19 protein-coding genes are annotated in these 25,263 nt (G+C 70.2%); 9 read left to right on the forward strand and 10 right to left on the reverse strand.

Annotated features, from left to right (window positions below; all coding sequences use genetic code 11):
- Positions 1 to 50: 50 nt before the first annotated feature.
- From FB471_RS25460 to FB471_RS25470, 3 genes are read right to left on the reverse strand one after another with little or no spacing between them, the layout of a single operon-like run.
- Positions 51 to 1,379 (reverse strand): amidase, encoded by a 1,329-nt coding sequence (locus FB471_RS25460; RefSeq protein ID WP_142000868.1) that lies wholly within the window; start codon positions 1,377 to 1,379, stop codon positions 51 to 53.
- Positions 1,376 to 2,998 (reverse strand): amidohydrolase, encoded by a 1,623-nt coding sequence (locus FB471_RS25465; RefSeq protein ID WP_142000869.1) that lies wholly within the window; start codon positions 2,996 to 2,998, stop codon positions 1,376 to 1,378. The genes FB471_RS25460 and FB471_RS25465 overlap by 4 nt, the downstream gene beginning before the upstream one ends.
- Before the next feature lie 29 nt (positions 2,999 to 3,027).
- Positions 3,028 to 4,209: a hypothetical protein gene (locus FB471_RS25470; RefSeq protein ID WP_246076581.1), complete on the reverse strand. Its 1,182-nt coding sequence runs from the start codon at positions 4,207 to 4,209 to the stop codon at positions 3,028 to 3,030.
- A 114-nt stretch (positions 4,210 to 4,323) separates the two neighbouring features.
- Between FB471_RS25470 and FB471_RS25475 the strand changes: the two genes are divergently transcribed.
- Positions 4,324 to 5,412, forward strand: a complete 1,089-nt coding sequence (locus FB471_RS25475; RefSeq protein WP_246076582.1) for a LacI family DNA-binding transcriptional regulator — start codon at positions 4,324 to 4,326, stop codon at positions 5,410 to 5,412.
- A gap of 15 nt (positions 5,413 to 5,427) precedes the next feature.
- Here FB471_RS25475 and FB471_RS25480 read toward each other — a convergent pair whose 3' ends face one another.
- Positions 5,428 to 6,321 (reverse strand): helix-turn-helix domain-containing protein, encoded by an 894-nt coding sequence (locus FB471_RS25480; protein ID WP_142000870.1) that lies wholly within the window; start codon positions 6,319 to 6,321, stop codon positions 5,428 to 5,430.
- 293 nt (positions 6,322 to 6,614) lie between these two features.
- Here FB471_RS25480 and FB471_RS25485 point away from each other — a divergent pair, with 293 nt between their 5' ends.
- The 3 genes from FB471_RS25485 (at position 6,615) to FB471_RS25495 (ending at position 11,024) form a co-directional block, all read left to right on the forward strand.
- The gene (locus tag FB471_RS25485) at positions 6,615 to 9,698 is read left to right on the forward strand and encodes an NACHT domain-containing protein (protein ID WP_246076583.1); all 3,084 of its coding nucleotides are present in this window, start codon (positions 6,615 to 6,617) and stop codon (positions 9,696 to 9,698) included.
- A gap of 322 nt (positions 9,699 to 10,020) precedes the next feature.
- Positions 10,021 to 10,434 carry an STAS domain-containing protein gene (locus FB471_RS25490; protein ID WP_142000871.1) on the forward strand — a complete coding sequence of 138 codons (414 nt, stop codon included), beginning with the start codon at positions 10,021 to 10,023 and terminating at the stop codon, positions 10,432 to 10,434.
- 56 nt (positions 10,435 to 10,490) lie between these two features.
- Entirely contained in the window at positions 10,491 to 11,024 is a 534-nt protein-coding gene (locus tag FB471_RS25495) for a hypothetical protein (RefSeq protein ID WP_142000872.1), read from the forward strand.
- Here the strand turns inward: FB471_RS25495 and FB471_RS25500 are convergent.
- Complete coding sequence (locus FB471_RS25500; protein ID WP_170220935.1) at positions 10,965 to 12,185, reverse strand: HNH endonuclease signature motif containing protein; 1,221 nt, start codon at positions 12,183 to 12,185, stop codon at positions 10,965 to 10,967. The two genes, FB471_RS25495 and FB471_RS25500, sit on opposite strands and share 60 nt — an antisense overlap.
- Positions 12,186 to 12,410: 225 nt before the next feature.
- Here FB471_RS25500 and FB471_RS25505 point away from each other — a divergent pair, with 225 nt between their 5' ends.
- Both FB471_RS25505 and cobF read left to right on the forward strand, forming a co-directional pair.
- Complete coding sequence (locus FB471_RS25505; RefSeq protein ID WP_142000874.1) at positions 12,411 to 13,481, forward strand: chitinase; 1,071 nt, start codon at positions 12,411 to 12,413, stop codon at positions 13,479 to 13,481.
- Positions 13,482 to 13,559: 78 nt separating this feature from the next.
- Entirely contained in the window at positions 13,560 to 14,342 is a 783-nt protein-coding gene (cobF, locus tag FB471_RS25510) for a precorrin-6A synthase (deacetylating) (RefSeq protein WP_142000875.1), read from the forward strand.
- A 10-nt stretch (positions 14,343 to 14,352) separates the two neighbouring features.
- On the opposite strand, the gene FB471_RS25515 is transcribed toward cobF, so the two are convergent.
- The 3 genes from FB471_RS25515 to FB471_RS25525 all read right to left on the reverse strand — a co-directional run bounded on the left by FB471_RS25515 (position 14,353) and on the right by FB471_RS25525 (position 17,731).
- Positions 14,353 to 14,904, reverse strand: coding sequence for a cob(I)yrinic acid a,c-diamide adenosyltransferase (locus FB471_RS25515; RefSeq protein ID WP_142000876.1), 552 nt, complete (start codon positions 14,902 to 14,904; stop codon positions 14,353 to 14,355).
- Positions 14,904 to 15,686 carry a helical backbone metal receptor gene (locus FB471_RS25520; RefSeq protein ID WP_246076584.1) on the reverse strand — a complete coding sequence of 261 codons (783 nt, stop codon included), beginning with the start codon at positions 15,684 to 15,686 and terminating at the stop codon, positions 14,904 to 14,906. Before FB471_RS25520 ends, FB471_RS25515 begins: the two co-directional genes overlap by 1 nt.
- 170 nt (positions 15,687 to 15,856) lie before the next feature.
- Positions 15,857 to 17,731: a Xaa-Pro dipeptidyl-peptidase gene (locus FB471_RS25525; protein ID WP_142000877.1), complete on the reverse strand. Its 1,875-nt coding sequence runs from the start codon at positions 17,729 to 17,731 to the stop codon at positions 15,857 to 15,859.
- Positions 17,732 to 18,003: 272 nt separating this feature from the next.
- On the opposite strand from FB471_RS25525, the gene FB471_RS34260 reads away from it, so the two are divergent.
- The gene (locus FB471_RS34260) at positions 18,004 to 18,213 is read left to right on the forward strand and encodes a hypothetical protein (protein WP_170220937.1); all 210 of its coding nucleotides are present in this window, start codon (positions 18,004 to 18,006) and stop codon (positions 18,211 to 18,213) included.
- Here the strand turns inward: FB471_RS34260 and FB471_RS25530 are convergent.
- Positions 18,203 to 21,214 (reverse strand): AfsR/SARP family transcriptional regulator, encoded by a 3,012-nt coding sequence (locus tag FB471_RS25530; protein WP_170220938.1) that lies wholly within the window; start codon positions 21,212 to 21,214, stop codon positions 18,203 to 18,205. The genes FB471_RS34260 and FB471_RS25530 overlap by 11 nt on opposite strands.
- A gap of 266 nt (positions 21,215 to 21,480) precedes the next feature.
- Between FB471_RS25530 and FB471_RS25535 the strand changes: the two genes are divergently transcribed.
- Positions 21,481 to 22,335, forward strand: a complete 855-nt coding sequence (locus FB471_RS25535; protein ID WP_211358138.1) for a M23 family metallopeptidase — start codon at positions 21,481 to 21,483, stop codon at positions 22,333 to 22,335.
- A gap of 121 nt (positions 22,336 to 22,456) precedes the next feature.
- On the forward strand, positions 22,457 to 24,217 hold the full coding sequence (locus tag FB471_RS25540; RefSeq protein WP_142000880.1) for a hypothetical protein: 1,761 nt from the start codon (positions 22,457 to 22,459) through the stop codon (positions 24,215 to 24,217).
- Here FB471_RS25540 and FB471_RS25545 read toward each other — a convergent pair.
- Entirely contained in the window at positions 24,214 to 25,131 is a 918-nt protein-coding gene (locus FB471_RS25545) for an XRE family transcriptional regulator (RefSeq protein WP_142000881.1), read from the reverse strand. The genes FB471_RS25540 and FB471_RS25545 overlap by 4 nt on opposite strands.
- Positions 25,132 to 25,263: the final 132 nt, after the last annotated feature.

The following is a 25,263-nucleotide window of genomic DNA, read 5'->3' on the forward strand; positions in this document are numbered from 1 at the left end:
CCCGTTCCCTGCCGTTTTGGGTGGTGGTGGGAGACGGGTGGGAGGGCCACTCACAGCAGTTGGACGAAGGTGTCCGCGGCGGCGAGCAGGGCGCGTTCGGTGAAGTGCCGCCCGACGAGCTGGATCCCGGCCGGGCGGTCCCCGGTGGCGGTCGAGGGCGGGACGCTGAGCGCGGGATGCCCGGTGTGGTTGAAAAGGGACGTCAGCCGGACCATCGCCGCGGTGGGGTCCGCCGCGGCATCCCTGCGGGGTACCGCGCAGGTGAGTGTGGGCATGGCGAGCAGGTCGACCCCGTCCAGCAGCTCGTTCACCCGCGCGCGCAACCGCCCCCGTTGCTCCTGCGCGGCGAGGTAGTCGGCCACGGTGACCGCGCTCCCCGCGGCGATGGCGTCCCGCATCGGTTGCTGGTACCGGTCCTCCTCCGTGCCGAACCGGCGCAGGTGGTAGGTGGCCAGCTCGCTGCTCAGGATGGTCCAGTGTGCCTGCCCGAGCTGTTCGAGGTCGGGCAGCTCCACCGTGCTGACCTCGGCACCGCGGCCGCGGGCGTGCTCCACGGCGGTGCAGAATGCTTGCCACGCGGCAGGATCGCAGTCGAGCCCCGCGGGAACGCCGATCCGGTACCGATTCTCGCCGCCGGTCAGCGCGGCGTCCAGGCCGCTCGGCCTCGCGGGCAGCAGCGCCTCGAGTACCAGTGCGGTGTCCGCAACGGACCGTGCCAGCACACCGGGATGGTCGAGGGATGGTGCCAGCGGGATGATCCCCTCGGTCGGCAACAGGCCGTGCGTGGGTTTCAGCCCGGTGATACCGCAGCATTCGGCCGGGATCCGCACGCTGCCGCCGGTGTCGGTGCCGAGCGCGGCCGAGCACAGCCCGGCGCGGACCGCGACCGCCGAGCCGCCGCTGGACCCGCCCGCGGTGAGCTCACCGTCCAGCGGGTTGCGGGCGGGACCGACGGTGGTCAGCGTGAACTCGTCCAATGTGGTCTTTCCGACGATGATCGCGCCCGCAGCCTTCAGTGCGGTGACCGTGGCCGCGTCCTGCCCCGCGATGTTGCCTCGCAGTACGGCCGAGCCGGCTTCCAGCGGCAGCTCCCGCACGGCGGCGCAGTCCTTGACCGCCACCACGATGCCGTCCAGCGGCCCGCGCCGCCGCCCGCCCGCGATTCGCTCGGCCGCCGCGCGGGCCGCGTCCAGCGCCTGCTCACCCGCCACATGGGCGAACGCCTGCAGCCCGGGATCCAGCCGCTCGATCCGGCCGAGCGCGGCCTCGGTGAGCTCGACGGGGGAAACCGCGCCCGATTCGAGCAGGTCCCCGACTGTCCTGATGGGAGCGAGCAGTAACCGCTCTTCTTCGGTCGCCGCGGTGAGGTTGTCGTTCACGATGTCTCTCCTTGCTGGTCAGCCGCCCATACCTGGCGCCCGCCGACCCAGGTGGCCAGCGGGCGCAGGGCGTCGAGCCGGGTGGGTTCCACGGTCAGCGGGTCCTGGTCGAGCAGGACGAAGTCGGCGAGCATGCCGGGTGCGAGCCTTCCCTTCACGGTCTCCTCGCCGGAGGCGTATGCCGAGCCCACCGTGTAGGCGTGCAGTGCCTCCGTTGCCGAGAGCCGCTCACCCGCGCCGAGCACCGTCCCGTCCTGCGCCCGCCGCGTGGTCATCGACCGCAGCGCCAGCAGGGGCTCGAGCGGCCCGCAGGGGTAGTCGGACGATCCGGGCACGGCCAGGCCCGCGTCCAGGAAGGTCCGATGTGGACACATGGTGGCCGCGGTCTCGTGGCCATAGTGCTTGACGAAGTTGTGCCCGTGGTAGTGCACGAAGGCGCCGAACGGGACGGGAACCACCCCCGCCCCGTGCAGTCGCCTCGCCGTGGCCGTGTCGGCCATCGAGCAGTGCTCGATCCGGTGCCGCCGGTTACCCGCGACCTCCCGCTGCGCCGACTCGATGGCGTCGAGCACCTTGCCGACCGCGATGTCCCCGTTCGCGTGCACCGCCACGGTGCTACCCGCCGCATGCACCTCCCGCACGGTCCGGTCGATCTCCTCGTCCGGCATGAGCTGGATGCCCCTGGCACCTGCCGTGCACAGGCAGGTTCCGCCGGAGGACGCTCCGTCGGTCATCATCTTCACGCCGGTGAAGCGCAGCCATTCGTCGCCGAGTCCGGTCGCCATCCCCAGCTCGGCGGCGTGCCGGAAGAACTCGTACCACAGCAGCATGCCCACCCTTGCGGTGAGCAGGCCCCTGCGGTGCGCCTCCTGGTACACCCGCCAGTCGTCCGGGTGCACCATCGCGTCACATACCGAGGTCACCCCGGCGGCGTTGAACCGCTCCAGCGTGCGGGCCAGCGCGGTGACCCGCGTGTCAAGGGTGGGGTGTGGCACCAGTGCCTGCCGGCCCCCATGGCCGAGGTAGGCCTCCATCCACGCGCGCTCGTGCACCACACCGTCGAGCCGCCCCGCGGCGTCCCTGCCGAGCCTTCCACCCACCGGATCGGCGGAGTCGTCCCGGTAGCCACCCGCCCGCAGCGCCGCGGAGTTGGCCACGGCCGCGTGGTACGAGTAGTGGATCACCAGGACCGGGTGGCGCCGGGACACCTCGTCCAGCAATGCCCGGTCGACCCGGTCACCATCCCGGGTGCGGGACAGGTCGAAGTTGTGCCCGACGACCCATTCGCCTTCCGGGGTGCGCGCGGCCAGCTCGGCGAGCGCGTCGCGGACGGCCGTGGCCGTCGGCGTGCTGGTCGGCGCCAGGTCGGCATAGAGGTCCTCGCTGGTGTGCAGGCTGGGATGGGCGTGCGCGTCGTTCAGCCCGGGAACCATGGTGGCCGAGCCGAAGTCGACCTGCCTGGCTCGCGGGAAGCGTCCCCGCAAGGTGTCCCAACCGCCCGCGTCCACGATCCGCTCCCCGGCGATCGCGAGCGCCTCCGGCTCGGGGTCGGTGAGCGAGCGGATCCGGCGCGCCCTTACGAGGGTGATCGGGGCTTCGATGAGGGGATACTCGGTCACGGCGACTCCCGGAAAACGATGGACGGTGGTCAGAGCAGCCCGGCGGCATCCGGGATACCCATGATCCCGATGCCCACCAGGGTGGTCACGGTCATCGAGGCGACGCTGCCGATGAACGGGTGGAAGTCGGCGGGAAGGCGGACGATGATCGCCCTGGCGAGCGGGGGACCGAGCAGGGCACCGATCACCGCGCCGCCGAGGATGACGGCCCAGCCGTCGCCGTAGGTGAGCACCGCGGCGGGCGCCAGCGACACCACCGGCACGAAGGTCGGGTACCAGCCGTGCCGCCGCCAGCGGTCGGCATGCCACCAGCATCCGAGCGCCGCGGTGAACAACTGCGCGCTGAGCAGTGCGGGCAGCAGGCCGGACCCGTAGACCGGCGCGGCGGGATCGGCCGCCCATGCGAGCAGCAGCCCGGCCAGCATGCCGAGCGAGGCCCATTCGTTGCCGTAGAACTGGGCTTCGGTGAAGTCGGCCAGCATGCGCCGGGGCAGCCAGGACACCCGCTGGCGCGGTCCCTCGGGCCCGCCGCCCTCCGGTGGGGCGGGTGGCACCATCCACGGCAACCTGCGGCACAGCGCGAACGCGACCAGCGCGCTGGACCACATGCCGGTGACGTTCCCGACGACGTTGGGCAGGCCGAGCGGTACGCAGACCAGGTTCACCGCGGCCAGCGCGAGCGGCGTACTGAGCACCCCGCCCAGTACGGCGGCCGTCGGGGCCACCCGCCAGCCCGCACCGTAGACCAGCACCACCGCCGGGGGAACGGAGACGAACGGCACGAAGGTCGGTTGCCAGGACCCGGTGCGGGTCCACCACCACAGGGCATGCGAGAGCAGCAACCCGCCCAGCGCGGCGGCGACCACCCAGGGCAGCAGGCCGCTGCCATAGCTGATGTCGAAGCCCCGCAGGCGAAGCCCGCGTCGCGCGGCCAGGTGCGCGCCCACCGCGAGCACCAGCATGCCGAGTCCCGCCGGTGCGACGGCATAGAACTGCGCCTCGGTCAGATCGCCGAGGAGTCGGCCGAGCCAGGAGGCCTCGGTCGGCCAGCCGGCGTCTCCCGCCGTGAGCCGCTCCTGCAGCACGGGCAGTACCAGGCCGACGGCGGCCGCGACCGCGCAGCAGCACAGCAACGCGGGAAGCAGCCGGATCCGGGCCGAAACCGGTCGCCGGGCGCCTACCGGTGCTTCGTCGGAACCAGCGGGACGCATGCCCTCACCACCCTCGCCGGGCGCGCAAACAATTGGCTATAACGTTTGCGCGATTGAAGCCCCGTGTGGGCTCGCTGTCAAGAGCGGCTCGGAGGTTCATGGCACGATCGCACTGTGCACAGCGACGACCAGCAGAGCCACGACCAGCAGAGCCACGACCAGCGGATCCAGGACCAGGAAACCGCCAACGCCCCGGCCCGAAGGGCGACCCTCGCGACGGTCGCCAAGCTGTCCGGGTACCACGTGTCGACGGTGTCGCGGGTGCTCAACGGGTCCGCCGTACCCGGGGTCCGGTCGGCCTCAGCGGCCACGGCGGAGCACATCAGGCAGGTCGCGCGCGAGGTGGGTTACGTGCCGAACGCGCAGGCCGCTGCGCTGCGCAGGCAGCGAACCCGGCTGCTCGGCGTGGTGATGGCCCGGATGGCCGACACCGTGCTGGCCACCATCTACGAGGGGATCGAACGAGCCGCGGCCGGCTACGGGTTCCAGACGCTCGTGACCAACTCCTGGGACGATCCGGTCACTCGCCGGGAGTGCGTCGATGTGCTGCTTTCCCACGGCGTGGACGCGATGATCCTCGGCGACTCCCCTGTCGATGGTGGTTCGCTGGACGTGCTGACCGAGCACGGCCTGCCCTTCGTGCTGGTCAACCGCAGGGCCGCGGACCATCCGGCGATCACCTGCGACGACTACGCCGGTGGGCGGATGGCCGCGGAGCATCTGCTCGAGCTCGGTCATCGGCGCGCGGCGGTGCTGGCCGGCCTGCCGTACGCGAGCAACGCCCTGGAGCGCACCCAGGGTTTCCTCGACGTGTACCGGGAGGCGGGGCATCGCATTCCCCGCGGCCGGATCGTGCGGACCACCTTCGACACCGCGGGCGGCCGGATGGGCGCCGAACGGTTGCTGCGCGCACGCAGCACACCCACGGCGATCTTCGCCGTCAACGACGCCGCCGCGATCGGCGTCCTCGGCTGCCTGCGCGACCACCGGATCGAGCCGGGTCGCGAGCTGTCGGTGGTGGGCTTCAACGACATCCCGCTGGCCGCGGAGCTCACCGTGCCGTTGACCAGCGTGCGTTCCCCGATGCAGACCATCGGGGAGCAGAGCGTGCACACCCTGATGCGGTTGATGGGCGGGGAACCTGTGCAGAGCACGTTGTTGCGGCCGACCTTGGTGGCGAGGGCGTCCTCGGCGCCCCGGTAGCGTGGCCGCGCGATGTCACCCCCAGCGCCAGGAGATGCCGTACACCCCGGGGGCCGCGTCGGGTGCGAAGGTGTGCACCGTCAGGGAGTCGTCGGTGCACAAGCGCGTGCGCTCGCCGGGGCCGTCCGGTGCGGTGGGGCGGTAGTACGCATAGCAGCGAGTGGGCCGGGCGGCCGCGTCGAAGCCGACCCGGATGAGGCAGCTGTGCAGGGAGTCGCGTAGCCGACGTTCGTACCGCCGGGACGGGACGGTGCCGGTGTCGAGGACCGTGTCGTACTCGATGACGGTGGTCGAGTTCCGCACCAGCGTCCTGCCGAACAGGATCTCGGCGGCCAGGTACCCGGCCTCGTGGTCGACGCGCACCGCGCCCAACCGGCCGATCCGGACGCGGATATCGGTGGGCATGCTGTCGCCGTCGTCGACAGCATGCACGAGCAGGATCCGGTCCTGGGGCTCGTCCACGCTACGGACGACCTGGGTTGTGGAGATCATGCGCAGGTTCCGCTCGGCGTCCACGCTGCAGAAGTCGGACACGCTCAGCACGCTGATGCCGGTGTTGGCGCGCTCGGGGAGCGCGGTGCGCGGGGGAGCGTCCTCGCCGTGCGGCCGGCGGCCACACGGTCGTGATTGCGTGAGGAAGTCGAGCAACGTACTCGGTGGCAGTTCGAGGATCGTTTCGATTTCCCGCAGCGCATGCAGGGATGTGCGACGCTCCGGCCGGCTGCGCCCCTGCTGCCAGTAGCTCAGCGTCGCCAGGCTGAGCTTCATCCCGCGTGCGGCCAGCCGGCTCTGGATCCGTTCCAGGGTCAGGCCGCGGCGGTGGATCGCCGCCCGCAGGGCCTCGGCGAAGTTCTCCTGCCGCAGGATCTCCGCCGGTCCCTGATCGGCCGATGACGTGGACCGGGGCATTGCCTCACCTCGTGGCGGCCGGCGGTGGACGGGGCGAGAATTATCACTCGCGAAGTCGGCACTGGCAAGCCTTCCCGAATGAAGCCCCGTATTATTCAACGGCGTTAACAGTATTCGTGAAAATGTGGCTCTTTGAATCGATTTCGCTCATTTTCCAACCATGGCGGCGATGTGGAAACTTTCCCGCGTCGATCGAGTTCGTTATTGCCGATTCGCCCGTTGTGCCGGTCCGTGTCGACCGGGCTGCGTAGAGTGGGGGACGCACCCGTCCCCGCTCGGAGTGAGGAACGACGTTGTTGTCCAGGAGAGGCAAGGTCGGCCTGCTCGCCGCGGCGATCGTGCTCCCGGTGGTCGCGGTGGGCGTGTGGTGGCGGCCGATCGTGAGTCATCCGGTGGTCACCGGAACCCTGCTCGCCGGTTACGGGCTCGTGCTGACCATCGCGCGGGAGCTGTGGAAACGCTGGCAGGTCCGGATCGTCGACTGGATCGAGCAGACCGTGGGGCGGCTGGCGTCCCGGTTCGAGCAACACTACCGGGAGTTCGTGCTGAACAGCCTGCGGTTCGTCGACCTCAAGGGCCTCACGACGATCGGCTTCTGCACGCCAGAACTGGACGACGTCTTCGTCGATATGGGCCTCGCGCGGCACGCGGCGAGCAAGGCCGAGGAAGGAGTCCTCGGCCGGCTGCCCGAACATGTCACCGAGCGATTGTCGCTCCGGCGGCTGATCGATCGTTCGGACACCCAGATCTTCGCCGTCGTCGGCGTTCCCGGGAGCGGGAAGACCACGCTGTTGCGGCACACCGCGCGGCAGGTCTGCCAGCGTCCCGGGCAACGCACCGTGCCGATCGTGCTGTACCTGCGCGACCATGTCCGCACGATCGTGGGGCGCCCCGACGTCACGCTGGTCGAGTTGCTGCGTAGCACCCTGGGCCGCTATGCCTCCGCCGAACCGCCCGGCTGGTTCGAGCAGCGGCTGCAGGACGGCAGGTGCGTCGTGCTGCTCGACGGGTTGGACGAGATCGGCCTGCCCGCGGACCGCAGGCAGGTCGCCGACTGGATCGAGCACCAGACCACGCAGTATCCGCAGAACGCCTACGTGGTCACCTCCCGGCCACGGGGCTACCGGGAGGCGCCGATCACCGGTGCGCAGGTACTGCAGGTGCGTAGCTTCAGCTACGCGCAGGTGGCCGAGTTCGTGCACGGCTGGTACCTCGCGGTCGAGAAGCATGCCGCCGGTGTGGTGGACGAGGGTGCGCGGCTACGCGCCCAGTCTGCGGCCGACGATCTGCTGGAGCGGCTCAACGGCGCGCCCGAACTCTATGACCTGACGGTCAACCCCCTGCTGCTCACGATGATCGCCAACGTACATCGGGACCGTGGTGCTCTCCCCGGCAGCAGGGCCGGCCTGTACAGCGAGATCTGCCAGGTCATGTTGTGGCGGCGGCAGGAGGCCAAGAAGCTGGACAGCACGCTCAGCGGACCCAAGAAGGAAGTCCTGCTGCGCGGGCTCGCGTTCCGGATGATGCGACGGCATGTGCGTGACCTGCCACGCGAGGACGTGTACGAGGAGTTCGAAAGCACCCTGCTCCGGATGCCCGAGCAGGTGACCGCGGCGGACCTGCTCGCGGATGTCCGCCATCACGGGCTGCTCATCGAGCGGGAGAACGGCCTGTACTCCTTTGCCCACCAGACCCTGCAGGAGTACCTCGCGGCGGCGCACATCCAGGACAAGGGGATAGCCGGTGTGCTGGAGCAGGCCGTGGATGACAACTGGTGGCGGGAGACCACGGTGCTGTACGCGGCGATGTCGGACACCGACCCGATTGTCCGGGCCTGCCTGGAATCCGGCAGTGTCACCGCGCTCTCGCTGGCCTTCGACTGCGCCGACGGTGGCCGCGAGCTCGCGCCCGAGCTGCGGCGGCACCTCGAGGAGCTGCTGACCTCGGCGTTGACCCCGCAGGCCGACCCCGAGCTGCGCAGGCTGATGATCCGCGTGGTGATCACCAACCACACCCGCCATGTGACCCGCACCGGCGATGGTCGGCGGGTGTGCTCCCGCCCGGTCACCGATCGGATCTACCGGCTGTACCGGCAGGAGACCGCGGGTGACGCCTTTCCAGGGAACGACGCGGAGGACGAAGGAAGGAACGAGGACGAGCCGGTCGTCGGCGTGCGCAGGCGCGATGCCGCCGCGTTCGCCCGGTGGATCAACGACATCACCGACGGCGAGCCCGGTTATCACCTGCCGACCCGCACGGAGCTGGATGACCCGGCGGTCCGCAGGGCGTTGCCCACGTGCAGCGTGTGGATCACGCCGGAGAGCGGAAACGGTGTGTCCGCGCTGTGGTCACCGGCCGATTCGGTGCATCCCCATGCCGTCGACGTGCCGACCCTCACCCAGCACCTCGGCACGGATATCGAGCGCTCGATGCCGCAGCTGCTGCGGTTGCTCCTGCTGAGCTCCATCGTCACCGTGCGTTGTCTCGAGCATGCGCGCACCATCACCCACACTATTCACACCGAGTACCTGCAGCAGTGGGAGCGGGCGTTCGATCACGTCGACCACGATCACGGTGCGCTACGGAACCTTGCCAGGGACGTCGAGGCGGCGCATGAGCACATGCTCGGCATTGCCAAGGACCTCAGCCGGACCATCGAGACGGTGCGTGCCCTCGATCCCGCCGTTCCGCTCGACCACAAGCGCGTCCGTGCCCTCGTCAGTGACCTGAACAACGAGCGCACGCTCAACGAGTACGAGTACAAGCTCGCCGAGGAAAGCGAGGACTCACTCGTGCGCCTGCTCGAGCACGCCGTGGAGGCCATCGGGAACGATCATCCGCTGGGCCGCGTGGTGGACGTGAGCCAGGCCCGTGCGCTGGACCTCGCCGCGGACACCGACTATGTGCGAGCGCTCCAGCACACCCTCGGCAGCGCGTTGGCCCAGTCCCTTTCCCGGGTACTGGACGACGGCGCGCGCCGGGACTGGCCGGCCAGGCTGGGCCGGGAACTCGTCGCCGCCACCAGCGTCCCCGAGACGGAGTTCGTGGTGTACCCGGACACGCTGGCGGAGCGGCTCCGGTCCGGCTGCGCGGCCGTAAGGGGACGACTTCCCGGCTCCTGGGCCGCGGCCGTCGCCGGCACCCTTGAGGAGACCGCGGGGCCCATGGTCAGCCGACCATGGGAACGTCCGCTCACCGAGGAGGCCGCGGCCGCTATCCGGCTGGCCGCCTTCTGCCTCGCGGCCGAGGCCGACGCCGGGAATATCGACCACCTCCGCGCCACCTTCCTCGAGATCGCGGCCGGGGTGACCTTCCTGCAACGACGCGCCACGGACGACGGCCTGATCACCCAGACGATCGTGCTCGCGATCGCCTAGCGTCGATCGGGACCGTGCGTCGAGCGGTGGTCTGAATGGCTGAATTCGGTGACCAGACCCGCTCGCCCCGGACGGTCGCCGATCATGATCGTGTGCTGCCGTTGTGGTGATTGTCGGTGGTAGTGCGTCCGTCCGGGGCGGACCGTTCGGCGCCCCCCGGGGGTGGTCGCCGCGTGCGGTACCTACTAGCGTCGGACCGGCGCCGGTAAGGAAGTCACCATCTCCCCATCAATGGTGACGCCGGTCAACAGGAGAGGCCGCTGGACTCGGCGGTGAACGATCGTGGGGGTGCTGGGTTCGGGCGGTCCGGTGAGGAGTGACCGTGCAGGACTACTTCGGACTCAGGCCGCTCGCGCTGGGTTGGCAGGACGGCGCCGAGCCGTTTTCCGTGACCGTGTCGCGCACCGGCGAGGGCTGTGTGCTGGCGATGGTGCTGGGGGAGATCGACGCGATCACGGCTCCGCGGCTGGAGCACGAACTCGCGCGCTGGCCGGAGGGTGACACCACCGCCGTGGTGGTGGATCTGTCCAGGGTGTCGTTCTGTTCCGTTGGTGGCTTGCGGCTGCTGGGAGACCTGCTGGAGCGCACCAACCGGGTCGGCATACCGCTGGAACTGGTAGTGGACACACATCCCGTGCGGCGAGCGTTGGCCTGCGCCGGCCTGGAGCAGAAGTTCTCCGCCCACGAGACCCGGGCCGCTGCCCTGGCGTCGATCGGCGTCGATCGGGTGCGCTGAGCGCGTCGCGCCGGGTACGGTCATCCACCGTCCGGTCGTCGAACCTGGGGAGCCCGATGTCCGAACCGGCAGCGCACGGGACCGACCATACCGTGTCGCGGCCTGGTCACCGGTCGCCACTGGTCCGTTCGCTGCTGGCCGGCGTGATCGGAGCGGTCCTCGTGCTGGCCTGGTGGCTCGTCTTCCAGGCGATCGGTGGGCTGCCGTTCTTTGTCGACGGTGATGACTTCCGGTGCGAGGGGCTCGGTTGCGCCGCCGCTCCTCTCGGAGCGTTGTTCGTCAACCTGATGCTCACGACCGCCCTCGTGTTCGGCGGTTCCGTCGCGGCATCCTGGCCACTACTGCGGCTGGCACGAGTGGATCCGGTATGGCCGGTGGTGCTGCTCGGCCCGGTCGGAACCTTGTTCATGGCCTGGCTCGCCGACCGGACGCTCGCCAACGCGACCGCGTCGGCAGCCGGAATGGCGGCCCTCGGCTATGCGCTCGCCGCGTACCTCACCGCACCGAGCCTGCGCCGGAACACCCGGGTCCTACTGCTGGTCGCCGTGCTCGGCATCGCCATCGTCCGCGCCGCGACCTCGGCGGTGTAGAAGGTTGCGTCTGGGTCTTTGTTTCGGGTGCAGGAAGGTGGGTGGGATGAACTCTGGTAGTCCGTTGCGGATGCGGATGTGCCATTCGGTGTGGTGGATCAGGTTGTGGTGATGATGGGGGTATAGCAGTGTCAGGTTGTGTAGTGCGGTCGGGCCGCCGTTGGCCCACAAAGTTACGTGGTGTGCTTGGCATTGTTTGGGTTTGCGGCGGTGGCCGGGGAACGTGCACCCGTTGTCTCGCAGGATCAGGGCTCGGCGGATGGTGAGGGGGATGGTGCGGTGTTTCTGCCCGATGTTCAGGATCTCGCCGGTGCTGCCCAGTAGGGCGGGCGCCACGTAGGTATCGCAGGCTATGCGCCGGATCTGGGTGGCGGAGTGCGATTCCTGCCCGTGCAGGAGCCCGTGGCCGGTGCCGTGTTTGAGGTCGTCCGGGGTGATCGAGACCATGACGGTGACGGGTTCGCCGGGTTCGGTGGGTCCGTCGTCCGGGCATCGGGCCGCGGCCCGGAGCATGTCGGCGGGCGCGTCGCCTTGCCGCTGGTGTTTGCTGCGCCGGTCGGGTTCCTCGGGGCTGCTGTGGGGCTTGGCGCGGGGTTCGATCAGGCCGGTCACCAACGCCGCGGTCTCGGCATCCAACTCGAAGGTGCCGCGTAGGTGTCCACCTTGGGTGTCGCGCCAGTCCAGAAACCGGGTGGGCCGCGTCAGGTGGTGTTCGGTGGGTGGGTTTCCGTTCTGGTTCAGGCGGGCCACGATCTCTCGCCCCAGCGCGGTCACGGTGTGGGGTTCGTATTCCCGGGCGGCTGTGGTCAGCAGCGCCTCGGCGTGCTCGCGATCGGGCAGGCTCACCGGCTGCGGAAACCTGGCCATGGTGGCGCGGATGGCCTCCTCATGTTCGGGCCCGATCGCGCCCTCCGCCACGGCGGCACCCACCTCGGGCAGGTCCGGCTTCAGCGGGGTACCGGTGGGGCCGTGCCGGGCCACCGCTGTTCGGGCGTGCGTCACCCGTTGCCGGGCGTCATAAGCGTTGATGCGCAGGATCTCCCGCGTCAACACGGCCACATCCCGATACCCCCGCCGCCCGGCGGTGGTGCGGCCGTCCAGCGCGGCCAGGAGTTCCGCCTCGCCCATGCGAGAGGTGTCGATGCCGAAAGTCCTGGTCACAAAGCCAGGATACCGCATACATCGACCACCCGTTCGACCACGATCGGGTGATTATGGGCGCTGGGCGCGTCGGGGGATATCGGTCCGAACGCCGAACCAGTGTGCCGGAGCGGTCCGTTCCACTGAGCCATTCAGGCCGATACTTAAGTTCTCTGTCCCGGTGGTCGTCTTGCTTTTGTCGGCAAACTTTGTCATAACGGCGGGATACCGAGAAGGAGGCCGGATATGACTGGTCGGATACGTCGCCTGTTGGGAATCGGCCTGGGGATTGCGCTCACCGCAACGTTTTCGGTCGGTGTGGCGACCGCCACCGCCGGGCCGGCCGCATCGGAGCAGGCTGAAACCTGTGCCGTGAAATCGAAACCCTCCGGCAAGGTCCTGCACGGTTATTGGGAGAACTGGGACGGCGAGGCAAACGGAGTCCATCCGGGAATGGGTTGGATTCCGATCACTGATCCACGCATTCGCCAGCATGGCTACAATGTGATCAACGCGGCGTTTCCGGTGATTCTTTCCGATGGCACCGTGCGGTGGGAGGACGGGATGGACCGGACGGTCAAGGTCGCCACCCCGGCCGAGATGTGCGCGGCCAAGGAAGCCGGGCTGACCATCCTGATGTCGATCGGCGGTGCGACCGCCGGTATCGACCTCGGCTCGCGCGCCGTCGCCGACCGGTTCATCGACACCGTGGTACCGATCCTGAAGAAGTACAACTTCGACGGGATCGACATCGATATCGAGACCGGGCTGACCAGCAGCGGAAACATCAACCAGCTGTCAACCTCGCAGGCCAACCTGATCCACATCATCGACGGGGTGCTGGCCGAGATGCCCCCGAACTTCGGCCTGACAATGGCGCCGGAGACCGCCTACGTCACCGGCGGCAGTGTCGTGTACGGCTCGATCTGGGGCGCATACCTGCCGATCGTCAAGAAGTACGCCGACAACGGCAGGCTGTGGTGGCTGAACATGCAGTACTACAACGGCAGCATGTACGGCTGCTCGGGCGATTCCTACCAGGCCGGTACAGTGCGCGGGTTCACAGCCCAGACGGACTGCCTGAACCGCGGGCTGAACATCCAGGGCACCACGATCCGCGTTCCTTATGACAAGCAGGTTCCCGGGTTGCCCGCGCAGCGGGGCGCCGGCGGTGGTTACATGTCGACCGGGCTGGTCGGGCAGGCATGGAACCACTACTCGGGCGGCCTGAAAGGCCTGATGACCTGGTCGATCAACTGGGACGGTTCGAAGGGCTGGACCTTCGGCGACAACGTCCGGGCCCTGCAACGACGCTGACCGGAAGGGGAACCGGCGGTCGCGGGCAGCCGACCTGGTGGGCAGGCTCGTCCGTGGCCGCGTGGCAGACTTGTCCGCATGAGGAAGATCTTCGTGATCGGCATCGGCGCTGGCGACCCGGAGCAGGTCACCGTCCAGGCCATCCGGAAGCTCAACGAGGTGGACGTGTTCTTCCTGCTGGACAAGGGCCAGGCCAAGGAGGACCTGGTGAGCCTGCGGCGGGAGATCCTCGATCGGTACATCGAGCAACCGTCCTACCGGGTGGCGGTGGCCGAGGACCCGCAGCGGGACCGCACCGCGGGTGACTACGTCGGCGCGGTCCGCGACTGGCACCAGCGCCGGGCCGATGTGTACGAAGCTCTCATCCGGGACGAGGTCGAGGACGGGGGTTGCGGCGCGGTGCTGGCCTGGGGCGACCCCACCCTCTACGACAACATCATCGCCATGCTGAACACCGTGCTGGATCGGGGCACGGTGGAGTTCGAGTTCGAGGTGATCCCCGGGGTCAGCAGTATCGCCACGCTCACCGCGCGGCACCGCACCATCCTCAACCAGATCGGCAAGCCGGTGCAGCTCACCACCGGAAGGCGACTGGCGCGGGGCTTCCCGGAGGGGGTGGACGACGTCGTCGTCATGCTCGACGCGCACTGCACCTTCGCCGAGCTCCCGGACACCGACCTGGACATCTACTGGGGCGCCTACCTCGGCACGCCGGACGAGATCCTGGTCTCCGGTCCGGTCGCCGAGGTCGCCGACCGGATCAGGACCACCCGCGCCGAGGCACGTGCGCGCAAGGGCTGGGTGATGGACACCTACCTGCTGCGCAGGCGGGCCTCGAGCACGGAGGAGCCGCCCGGGTAGCGGCAGCCGCTCAGCCGCGTGGTGCCCAGGGGATCTCCGTGATCCCCGCGTCGTGGTTGACGTAGCGGGCCAGCACGAACAGCAGGTCGGCCAGGCGGTTCAGGTAGGCCGACACCTCGGTGCCGACCTCCTCGGCGCGGCGCACCGTGGCCACGCTGCGCTCGGCCCGCCTGCACACCCCGCGGGCGAGGTGGATCTGCGCCGCCGCCACCGTCCCGCTGGGCAGGATGAAGTTCCGCAGCTCCGGCAGCCGCTGGTCCAGCTCGTCGATCGCGGCTTCCATCTCCGGCACCTCGTTCCCGGTCAGCCGGGGAACCGAGGCGCCGGACCCGGTGCGTTCCGGCGCCATCAGCTCGCAACCCACCACGAACAGGGTGTTCTGTGCGGTTTGCAGGAGCTCCGCCACGCCGTCCGGCACCCCGTGCGCCACGGCGACGCCGATCGCCGCGTTCACCTCGTCCACCGTGCCGATGGCCTCCATCCGCGCCTCGTCCTTGCCGAGCCGCTTGCCACCCCAGATACCGGTTTCGCCGGAGTCGCCCTTGCGGGTGTAGATCTTCACTACGCACCTTTTCCGATCAGACCGAGCTGCTGGCCCAGTGTTTGCTTGGCGTCCACGAGCGAGGGGCCGTACCAGGTCAGCAGGCGGCCGTCGACCACCGTCGCCGTACCGGGAAACTCGGCGGGCCCGTCCTCGGCGGAGAACGGGTACGGCTCGTCGGGCAGGATCACCAGGTCGGTGCCCGCGGCCTGGATCTCCGCCAGCGGCATATGCGGGTAGCGGCCGGGGTGCTCGGCGTACACGTTCCGCACGCCGATCCGCCGCAACAGGTCGGTGGCGAAGTTGTTGCTCCCGACCACCATCCACGGATCGCGCCACACGCAGATCACCGCGCTGGCGACCGGGTCGGGCACCGGCCCGCCGAGCCGCCGGGTCGCCGAGACCAGCCAGTCCGGCGCCGCCCGGTCCAACGCGACCGTGAACAGCCGATCCAGGGCCCGCAGGGCGCTGCCCACGTCCTCCACCACGGTCACCCACACCGGAATCCCGGCCGCGGTCAGCCGTTCGTGGTCGAGCTTGCGGTTCTCCTCCTTGTTCAGCAGCACCAGGTCGGGTGCCATGGCGATGATGCGCCGAACATTGGGGTTCTTGGTGCCGCGCACGCGTTCCACCTCGAGGTCGGGCGGGTGCGTGCACCAGGTGGTCGCCCCGGCGAGCAACCGCCGGTCGGTCGCGGCCAGCGCGTCGGTGAGCGACGGCACCAGGGAGACCACCCGCCGTACCTGCTGGGGGAGCTGGACCTGGAAGGACATGTCGTCCAGCTCGGTACGCACGCGGGCCATACCCATGATCCTAGCGGAGTCACCACCCCACCACTGGTCAATCCCTTGTGGACAAGCTTACCGTGCCGGCCTTCGCGGCCGGCACGGTAAGCCCCGCCATGAGTGACCCGTTCCGCGCGCGTTTCGCAGGGAACAGGTCACCGGTAGCGGTTACTTGTCGTTATGTCTCGTTACCCGGCGGACCCGAGCGTCCGGGCCAGCGCGGGCGGCCCGCCGACGACCGGCAGCGTCAGCTTGCTGGCGCCGAGGGTGACCAGCACGGTGGCCCCGGCCGCGTCGGGGGCGATGTAGGACTCGTCATTGGCCACCAGCACCACACCGATCCGATGCCCCGCGGGGAAGACGTAGTCCTTCGGGTGGGTCTCCCAGTTGACCTCGTACTGCAGTCCGGGCTGCAACGGCTGCTCCTCGGTCAGCCCTTCCCTGTTCCGGGTGTCGATCGAACCCCGGGTGACCACGGAGTAGGGATTGTCGTTGCGCAGCATCGTGGACGGCTTCGCGCAGCCGGTGCGGTCAGCCACGTCGCGCGGGGTGCAGGAACTGGCGAACAGCTCTTCCGGCGTCTTGTCCTGCGGGATCAGCGGCTGGTTGGGGCCGTAGTCGACCAGTAGCGCGGTCAGCGGTGTGCCGGTCTGGTTCGCGGCCATCTCGACCTGCAACGACGGGGTACCGGAGATTCGCAGGTCCCGCTGTAGTGGCCTGGTGGTGAAGGCCAGCCGGTGCGGCCGTTCGCGGTCCGGCTCGGCGATCATCATGTCCTCGCTCTGGTCGAGGTCGTCGGTGAACCGCCGGATCCGCTCGCTGCCGGGCCGCGTCGGCAGCAGCCGGTTGTACCGCTCCAGCCACAGGGCGGAGTCCTGCGCCTCCGGGGCGGGCCAGTCGCGGTAGTTCTCCCAGTGGCCGTCGGGCCGCTGCAGGTCGACCATGGGCTCGTCCATGATCCCGTTGTCGATACCCTGCAACCAGTAGTCCATCCAGGCCCCGATCTGCCGCTGCCACTCCTCCGGCCGGACCGAGATCGGGTCCACGTGTGCCTCGCGGTGCAGCCACAGCTTGCGCGGTACGTCCTGCTCGGCGAGCTTGGCCCACCAGCGGGAGAAGTGGTTCGGCTTGACGTTCCAGTCCTCCTGGCCGTGCACGACGAACACCGAAGCCTTGACCTTGTCCGCCGAGTCGCGGTAATTGCGAACGTCGTAGAACGGGGTGTAGCCGTACGTCCCGTCCGCCGCGTTGTTCCCGAGTTCGGCCAGTACATCCCGGCAAATCGGTCGTTGTTCCTGGCTGATCACGTACCTACCGAGCCATTCCGGATACCGGTAGCCCCAGTCGCCCCGGTAACCGATGCCCTGATCACGGGTGTAGTCGTACCAACTGGAGATCGCGGCGATCGGCACGATGGTGGTGAGCCCGTCCACCCCGGCTGCCGCCGCCGCGTTGGGCAGGGTGCCGTTGTAGGACACCCCCGCCATGCCCACCTTGCCGGTGCTCCAGTCGGCGTGCACCTCGCTGCCGTCCGCGCGGTAGCCCGGGGCGCGCCCGTTCAGCCAGTCGATCGCCGCCTGCACGCTGCGCGTGTCCTCCGGCCCGCCGGTCGTCGGGCAGCCGGTGGACCGGGACGTGCCCTGCATCTCCACCTCGACCACGGCGTAACCGCGGGGCACGAAATAGTCGTCGTACCACCGGTCGAAGCCCATGGGCCGCGGAATCCGCGTATCGTCCCCCGCCGCGTGGCCGGCGGCCCCGAGCCCGGTGAGGTCGTAGTACGGGCTGGCCTGCATCACGGTCGGCACCCGCAGACCGCTCGCGGTCTCCGCGGGCCGGATGATGTCGAGCGCGATCCGGTCCTGTTCGCCGTCGCCGTCGGAGTCCATACCGGCTGCCACGTAGACGGACTCGACGATCGCGTTCGCTCTGGAGAACGCCGGCTGGGTAGCCCCGTCACGTACCTCGATCCGCGGCACCTCGGCGTGTGCCTGCGAAATACCCACCGTGGAAATTCCTACCATTGCAGCAGTTGCCAGAATCGCGATTCTTCGTATTTTCATGCAATTCCTCCCCTTCTCGGAAATGCGGCAACACGCGCCGCACCCAGGGGTATCCTCGCGGTAATCGTTCGGCTCGCGGTAGCTACGAAAGTCTGTTCGTCCCGTCCGGGAATGCGTATTTATGTTGGAATATCCGACATTTTTCGGTACCCTGTGCCGCGCAACTCGGGTCGCCTTGCGCCGGTTGGCCCGTCCGCTGGCGCCGCCCGCACCGAGGCGGTCGCGACGTGCCGCGGCGACGGCGACGAGACTGGCCAGGCTGCCGCCCACTCGTGTGCTCCCTGCCCGTTCTCCTGGGCGAAGCTGACCCCGGCACGGCTACCGGGTTGCCCGCGGGGATCGCACCGGCGTGCCGGGCGTTCCGGCAGGCCCAGGCTCGCCTGCGCCGCGAGCACGCGCTGGTCTGCCGTCGGCTGGTGCCCGAAGGGCGCTCGTTGCTGGAGCAGTCGCGGCGGTTCCGGAACGGTCGGCTCAACTCCTGAGCTGCTCGGCGGCGCAGGCGTCCAGCTCGCTCCGCGCCTCCCCGGCCTCCGCGTGCAGCCCGCTCGCGGTGAGCAACTCGGCGGCGCGGGCGAGCGAATGCCGCGCGGCCTCCGCCCTGCCCGCCGCGGCAAGGGTGTTGCCGAACTGCCGCAGTGCCCTGGCGAACTCGAACGGGGACTCCAGTTGCTCGGCGATCGCGACGGCACGTTCGGCCAGCAGCAGCGCGGTTCCGGGTGCGCCCGGCACGCGGCTGAGCAGCCGGGTCGCCCAGCCGTGGATCAGGGCGTTGTCCTGCCGCTCGGCCGCGGCCAGCGCGGTCCTGATGTGTCGCTCCGCCAGGTCGGTACCGCCGATCCGCAGGTAGGAGTCGGCGAGGTACAGCCGGACGCTGGTCACCATGTCGGGATCCCCGAGCAGCCGGGCGGTGCCGAGGCATTCCTCGAGGTAGGCCACCGCCCGTTCCGGGTACCCGGCGGCATGGCGCAGGCGGCCGAGCTCGAGCGTGGTCGCCACCAGCAGGGCGTCGTCGGCCAACCGCCGCGCCAGCTCGTCCGCCCGGCTGAGGTAGGACTCGGCGGCGGCGAAGCGGCCCGCCCTGCGCTCGATGGCGCCGAGCGAGCACAGCACGTCCACCTCGCCGTACCGGTCGCCCGCGGCGGCGAAGTGTTCCAGCGCGGCGCGGTGGTGCTCGCGCGCCTGCTCCTGCCGCCCCGACCACTCGTGCGCCCAGCCGATCCCGTGGCGGGCGTACCCGGCGCCACCGGCGTCCCCGCCGGCCGCGAAGCCCTCGTTCGCCGCGGTGAAGTCGGCGTGTGCGGCCGCGAACCGGCGCCGGCGGCAGTGCAGCACGCCGCGCTGCTGGAGGAGAACCGGGTCGGCGCGGGTCTCCGGGTGCCGCAGCGCGATCCGGTGCACGTGTTCCCAGTCGGCGAACCGGGCCTGGAGGTCGCAGAACGCCGCGGAGGCCACCGCCAGCCCGCGGGTCTGTTCGGCCAGCCCGAGCGCGGAACTCTGCTCGACCGCGGCGCGCAGGCTCAGCCATTCGGCTTCGAACCAGGCGAGGGGGTCGGCCAGCAGCAGCGTCGCGAGCTCACCGGCCAGCGCCGGCCCCGGCGTGCCGGCGGGGGCACGGCACAGCGGCAGGTGCGCCAACCCCCGGTCCGCGCGTTCCGCCAGCGCCTGCCACAGCTCGAACACCGGCCGCAGGGCCGACCTCGGCTCGATGTCCTCGGCGGCGGCCAGCTCCCTGCCGAAGGTACGCAGCAGATCGTGCAGCCGGTACCGCACCTGGCCCAGCGTGTCCCGCCCGACGCAGACCGCGAGGCGGGCGTCCACCAGAGCCTCGACCAGGTCCTCCGCCGGGTCCGGATCGAGGCCGAGCAGCGGCGCCGCGACCCAGGCGGGGAAGTCGGGCGCGTCCAGCATGGCGAGCAGCCGGAACCCCCGGCGGTGCGGCTCGTCCAGGCGGTGATAGCCGTAGCTGAGGTTGGCGCGGACGTCGAGGTCCCCGACCCGTAGCTCGTCCAGCCTGCGCCGCTCGTCGGCGAGGCGGACCGCGAGCCGGTCCAGCCGCCAGTGCGGCCGCCACTCCAGGCGTGCCGTCGCGATCCGCAGCGCGAGCGGCAGCCCACCACAGTACCGCGCGATCTCCGCGGCCGCCCGCGGCTCGCCGTCGACCCTCCGCGCGCCGACGGTATCCCGGATGAACTGCAGCGCATCCCGCTCCGACAGCAGGTCCAGCGGGATGACCTTGGCCTGCTCCAGGCCGGCGAGCGGGTGGCGGCTGGTGACCAGGGCGGCCGAGGTGGTGGTACGTGGCAGCAGGGGCCGCACCTGCCGCTCGTCCGCCGCATCGTCCAGCACGAGCAGCACGTTGCGATCGGCGAGGATGCTGAGGAACTCCTCCGCGCGGTCGGCGGGGGAGGCGGGAATGGCCCTTCCGGGCACGCCGAGCCCGCGCAGCATGCGCTCGAGCGCCGCGCCGGGGTCCACCGGACGCGACTCGGTGCCGCGCAGGTTCAGGTACAGCTGCCCGTCCGGGTACCGCGTGCGGACCAGGTGGGCCGCGTGCACGGCCAGGCTGGTCTTGCCGACCCCGCCGGGCCCGGTGATCACCCAGGTGTCCGCGCCGCCGCGCAGCCCGGTGCGGAGCAGGTCGATCTCCGCGGCTCGCCCGGTGAAGTCCCGGTTCGCCCGGGGCAGCCAGGCCGGAGCGCCGGGCGGCGGTGGCCCACCCGGCTCGGGTGTCGCGGTGAGCACTGCCAGGTGCAACTCGCGCAGCTCGGTGTTCGGCGCGACGCCCAGCTCGTCGGCGAGGGCGTCGCCGGCTCTTCGGTAGACGTCGAGGGCCTGCGCGTGCTGCCCGCTTTCGTGCAGGGCCCGCATCAGCTGTGCCCACAGCCGCTCGCGCAACGGGTGGTCGGCGACCAGCGCGTGGAGGTCGCCGACGATCTCGGCGTGCCTGCCGAGCTCCAGCTCCGCCGCGTACCTGCGCTCGACCAGCGCCAACCACTGCTCCTCGAGCTGGGCCGCCAGGTCATGGCCTGCGCCGAGCGAGGGCAGGTCGGCCAGCAGCCGCCCGCGCCACAGCGCCTGCGCCGCGCCGAGCAGGCGGGCCTCCTCGGCGAGGTCACCGCGCTCGGCGGCGGTGGTGGCGTCGTCCCGCAACCGCCGGAACCGGGTGAGGTCCAGCCGGTCCGGCTCCGGGTGGATGGCGTACCCGCCCGGTTCGGTGCGGATGAGCCGCGGTTCGGTGGTGTCCGCGAGGCTCCGGCGCAGCCGCATCACGTAGGTCTGCAGGGTGGCGTGCGCGGCGGCGGGCGGCCGGTCTCCCCACAGACCGTCGACCAGCTCGTCCGCGGAGACGGTGCCGCCCGCCCGGATGAGCAGCGCCCCCAGCAGTGCCCGCTGCCTGCCCGAACGGATGGTCAGCGGCGTACCGGCCCGGCTGACCAGCAGCGGCCCGAGCACGGCGAAGGACAGACGGTGATCACTGGCCAATCGAGCCCCCATCGCGTCGTCGGCATGCCCGGGTGCCGGCCGGGACCTTACCGAGTTTCGGGCACGGGCCGGCGGCACGTCAGCGCCCGTACGTGTGCTCTGCGCTGCGTGGACGCGGGAGATGTCACCCGGTGTTCCCCGGCGCCTGGCGGGTGCGCCGCCGAGGTGTCAGCGCGAAGTCAGGACCACGGTCGATTCTCGACGGCGGCACCGGGAGGCCGTGTCGCCGCCGGTGCCCGAAGGACGACAAGGAGATGGGTGTATCCATGCGATTGACGAGATTCCTGGGGGCCGTCGCGGCGGCGGCGATGGGGCTCGGTGCGCTCACCGTGGCGAACGCCCCGGAGGCGAGCGCGGCCACCAACTTCCAGATGCCGTTCCCCTGCAACCAGACCTGGTCGGGCCAGACCCGGACGAACCACAGCCCGCGGCTGGCCGTGGACTTCAACCGAGCAGGCGACCACGGTGACACCGTGGTGGCCTCGGCATCCGGCACCGTGTCGAAGGTGCGCAACGAGGGCAACACCAGCTACGGCAGGTGGATCGAGATCGACCACGGCAGCGGCTGGACCACCCGGTACGCGCATCTGTCCACGCAGAACGTGTCGGTCGGTGCCAGGGTCGCGCAGGGGCAGAAGATCGGCGAGGTGGGCAACACCGGCGGATCGACCGGTGCGCACCTGCACTTCGAGGAGCGGCTCAACGGGGCCGCCCAGCGGATCAAGTTCAACGGTAGCCAGATCTACTACTACGGAACCCGCAGCTACACCAGCAAGAACTGCGACGGTTCCGGCAACCCGTACACGCCGGAGGAGGCCTGCGGCAGTGGCTACGGCCGGATCAACTCGGCCAAGCTGGGCTCCGCCGGGCGGGTGTACCTGCTCTACAACAACTCCAGCGGCTACAACTGCGTCGTCACCATGAAGTCGACGAACATCGGCAAGCCCACGGCCGTCTCGGCCTCCCTACAGGTCAAGGGCGGCAGCAAGACCACGGACTCGGGCAACTACAGCTACTACGCGGGCCCGGTCCGCAAGTCGGCCGCGGACAAGTGCGTGCGGTGGGGCGGCTCCATCGGCTCCGCCGACTACGAAAGCCCCTACGAACACTGTGGCTCCTGAACCCCCACCACCATGGGCAACTGCCGGTGTCAACACCCCACCACGACCGGCGGGCCGCCCCGGCTAGCGTGTGTGCACGACCGGATCGAGGCAGGCCCTAGCCAGGGGGAGCAGTTCAGCCATGACAGCCAGCACGCTCGACAAGCAGCCCGTCGAGGAGTCCGACGGGGGTAGAAGCGGAGGGAGGCGGGCCGGGCTCGGCCGATGGGCCGGCCGCCCGCTTCCCCTGCTCTCCGTGCTGATCGGCACGGTAGCGATCGGCTGGCACGCCACGGTGTACGGCTACTGGATCGTGGATGACGCGGGCATCACCTTCGCCTACGCCCGCAGCGTCGCGGAGGGCCTCGGCCCGGTGGTGCAGAGGGGCGCCGATCCGGTGGAGGGCTTTTCCAACCCCACCTGGATGCTGCTGCTGGCGCTGGGCCGCCTGCTCGGCCTCTTCGACAACGGAACGCTCTTCGGGGTCCCGGACTACGTGCTCTTCCCGAAGGCACTCGCGTTGCTCTGCTGTGCAGGTATTCTCACCCTCTGCTACCGGGCCGCGGCCAAGGTCACCAGTCGCCCCTGGCTCGCGACGGGCGCGATCGGGCTGGTGCTGGCGGCCATTCCCTCCTTCGTCATCTGGTCCTTCTCCGGCCTGGCGAACTCGCTGTTCGCGCTGGCCATCACGGCGCTGGCGGTGCTGCTGTTCCGCGCCGTGCTGGACGGCAGGCTGCTGTCCAGCCGGGTCGCGCTGCTGGCCGGTGGGCTTGCCGCGTTCGCGGCGCTGACCAGGCCGGAGGGCCTGATCTATGCGGGCAGCTACCCGCTCGTCGCGCTGGCCGTGGTGCGCCGGCACGCGGTCGGCGGCGGCATCCGGCGCGCCGCGCTGTCCCTCGCCGCCTTCGCCGTACCGGTCGGCGGCTACTTCTGCTGGCGTTACCTCGAGTTCGGCAGGTTGGTGTCGAACCCCTCGGTGGCCAAGAAGCAGGGCCTTCCCGGGCTGGACGACCTGACTCGGCCCGGCGAGCTGGTCGACTACGCCGGCGCCCTCACCGTGCTCCTGCTCGCGGTGCTGCTGGGCATGGTGCTGGCCAGGCGGGTGTGGTGGCGGCCCGGGTTGCTCGCCCTGCTCGTCCCGCTGGGCCTCGCGCTGCTGGCGTTCGCCGTGCTGCGGGACGACTGGATGGCACAGCACCGGTTCGCCACCCCGGTCTGGGTGCTGGGCGCGCTGGTCGGCACGCTCACCGCCATCGAGGCCCTCCGGCAGCTCGGGCGCCGGGCCAGGGCACTGGGTGTGGTGGGCCTGGTGACCGTGCTGGCCTCGTCCGCCGCGTCCTTCGAGGCCGCGGCATCGGAGTTCCGAGCCACGCCGAACATCTCGATGTGCTTCGTCGCCGACCGGATGGGACGCGGATTCAACACCTACGCCGACATGCTGGGGCTCGAGCAGGGATCCCTGTTGCTGCCCGACCTCGGCGGTTCGGCGCTGACCAGCAGGTTGCGGCTGCACGACATGGCCGGGCTGGTCTCCGCGCGGTTCGCCGACTACATCGCCGCGGACGACAAGGAAGGCCAGCGGGACTACGTGTTCGAGGAGATCAAGCCCACTTTCATCCACTCGCACGCGCCGTGGAGCGAGCTCAACGGGATCCCCTCGGACCCGCGGCTGGCCAGGGACTACTACGAGATCTACCGCTATGACTACGGCGAAGACAGGCCGCCGAACGGCGACTGGGTGCGCAAGGAGGTGGTTCCGGACCAGGCGACCCTGGCCGAGCTGCGCGCCTACGCCGGTACCGCGATGGCGGAGATCGACCGGAAGGCCGGCGGCAGGGAATGGCCACGCCGCAAGTGCGGCCCGGCCCTGCACCGCGGCCAGACCACCACCGGCCTGACCTAGCGTGCGCCCCGGCCGGTATCCGGCCAGGTCCAGCGGATGCCGTAGATCCCGGGTGCGGGGTCGGCCAGCACGATCCGGAACACCGGGTTCCCGCCGGTTCCGGCGCGTTCGGCGAGGGTCTGGGTGGGTCGGCCGGTGGCCGGCTGGTGGAAGGCGGCGCACCGGGCGGGTGTCCTGCTCGGATGGAAGGTGGTCTGCAGCACGAGGTCGCGCACCCCGGACTGGATTCGGAGGTTGTAGTGGTCCTCGGCCTGCCTCGGCGGGAAGCGCAGGGCGAACTCGATCAGGGTGAACTCGCCCGCCGGCAACGGTTCGTCGAGCAGTAGCTCGAAGGCACACAGCGAGTGGGGCGTCTCGGCGCGGAACCGGCCAGTGCGACAGCCCTCGATCGGTACCAGCGCGGGTGGTTGCGGCAGCGACTGGCAGCGAAGCACCAGGATGACCCGCCACGAGCCGCCCCGGTCACCCTGGATGACCTCCCGCACCTGGCTCTCGTACTCGTGGCCGCACTCGTCGATGGTCTGCTTGACCTGCCGGGATACCCGTGCGGGACGGTAGAGGTCATCCGGGGTCGCGTCCAGTTTGGCCAGTAACCGGGTCACCGCCTGCGGGCTGCGCCACATCCACCGGTGCGGTGCGGGAACCTCGCCGCGTGGCTGCCACCGCCCGCGCGGCCGCCGGTCCGGCAGCAACACCGTGAGCGCCCTCGGCGGCAGCCCCAAAGTCTCCTCGATACCGGTGATCGCCGCGATGGAACGCCTGCGTTCGGGATGGTTCGTTCCGGTCTGCCAGTTGCTCAACGCGCTGACGCTGACCGGCGTGCCACGGCCTGCCAACTCCCTGCACAGGGAATCCAGGCTGTGCCCGCTGCCGGCGATCGCGGCCCGCAGCGCGGAGCTGAACCGGTTATCCATGGCGCCCAACCTTCCGCACCTTCCGCGCAGAAACGGGCTCAGCGTAGTTCGTCCAGAGTTGTCCAGGAAGAGACTTAAGGAGGATAGCCGCCGCACGGACCCGGCTGTCCAATCAGCACCGAGCCCGAGCAC

The organism is Amycolatopsis cihanbeyliensis (genome assembly GCF_006715045.1).
GTDB classification, from domain to species: Bacteria; Actinomycetota; Actinomycetes; order Mycobacteriales; family Pseudonocardiaceae; genus Amycolatopsis; species Amycolatopsis cihanbeyliensis.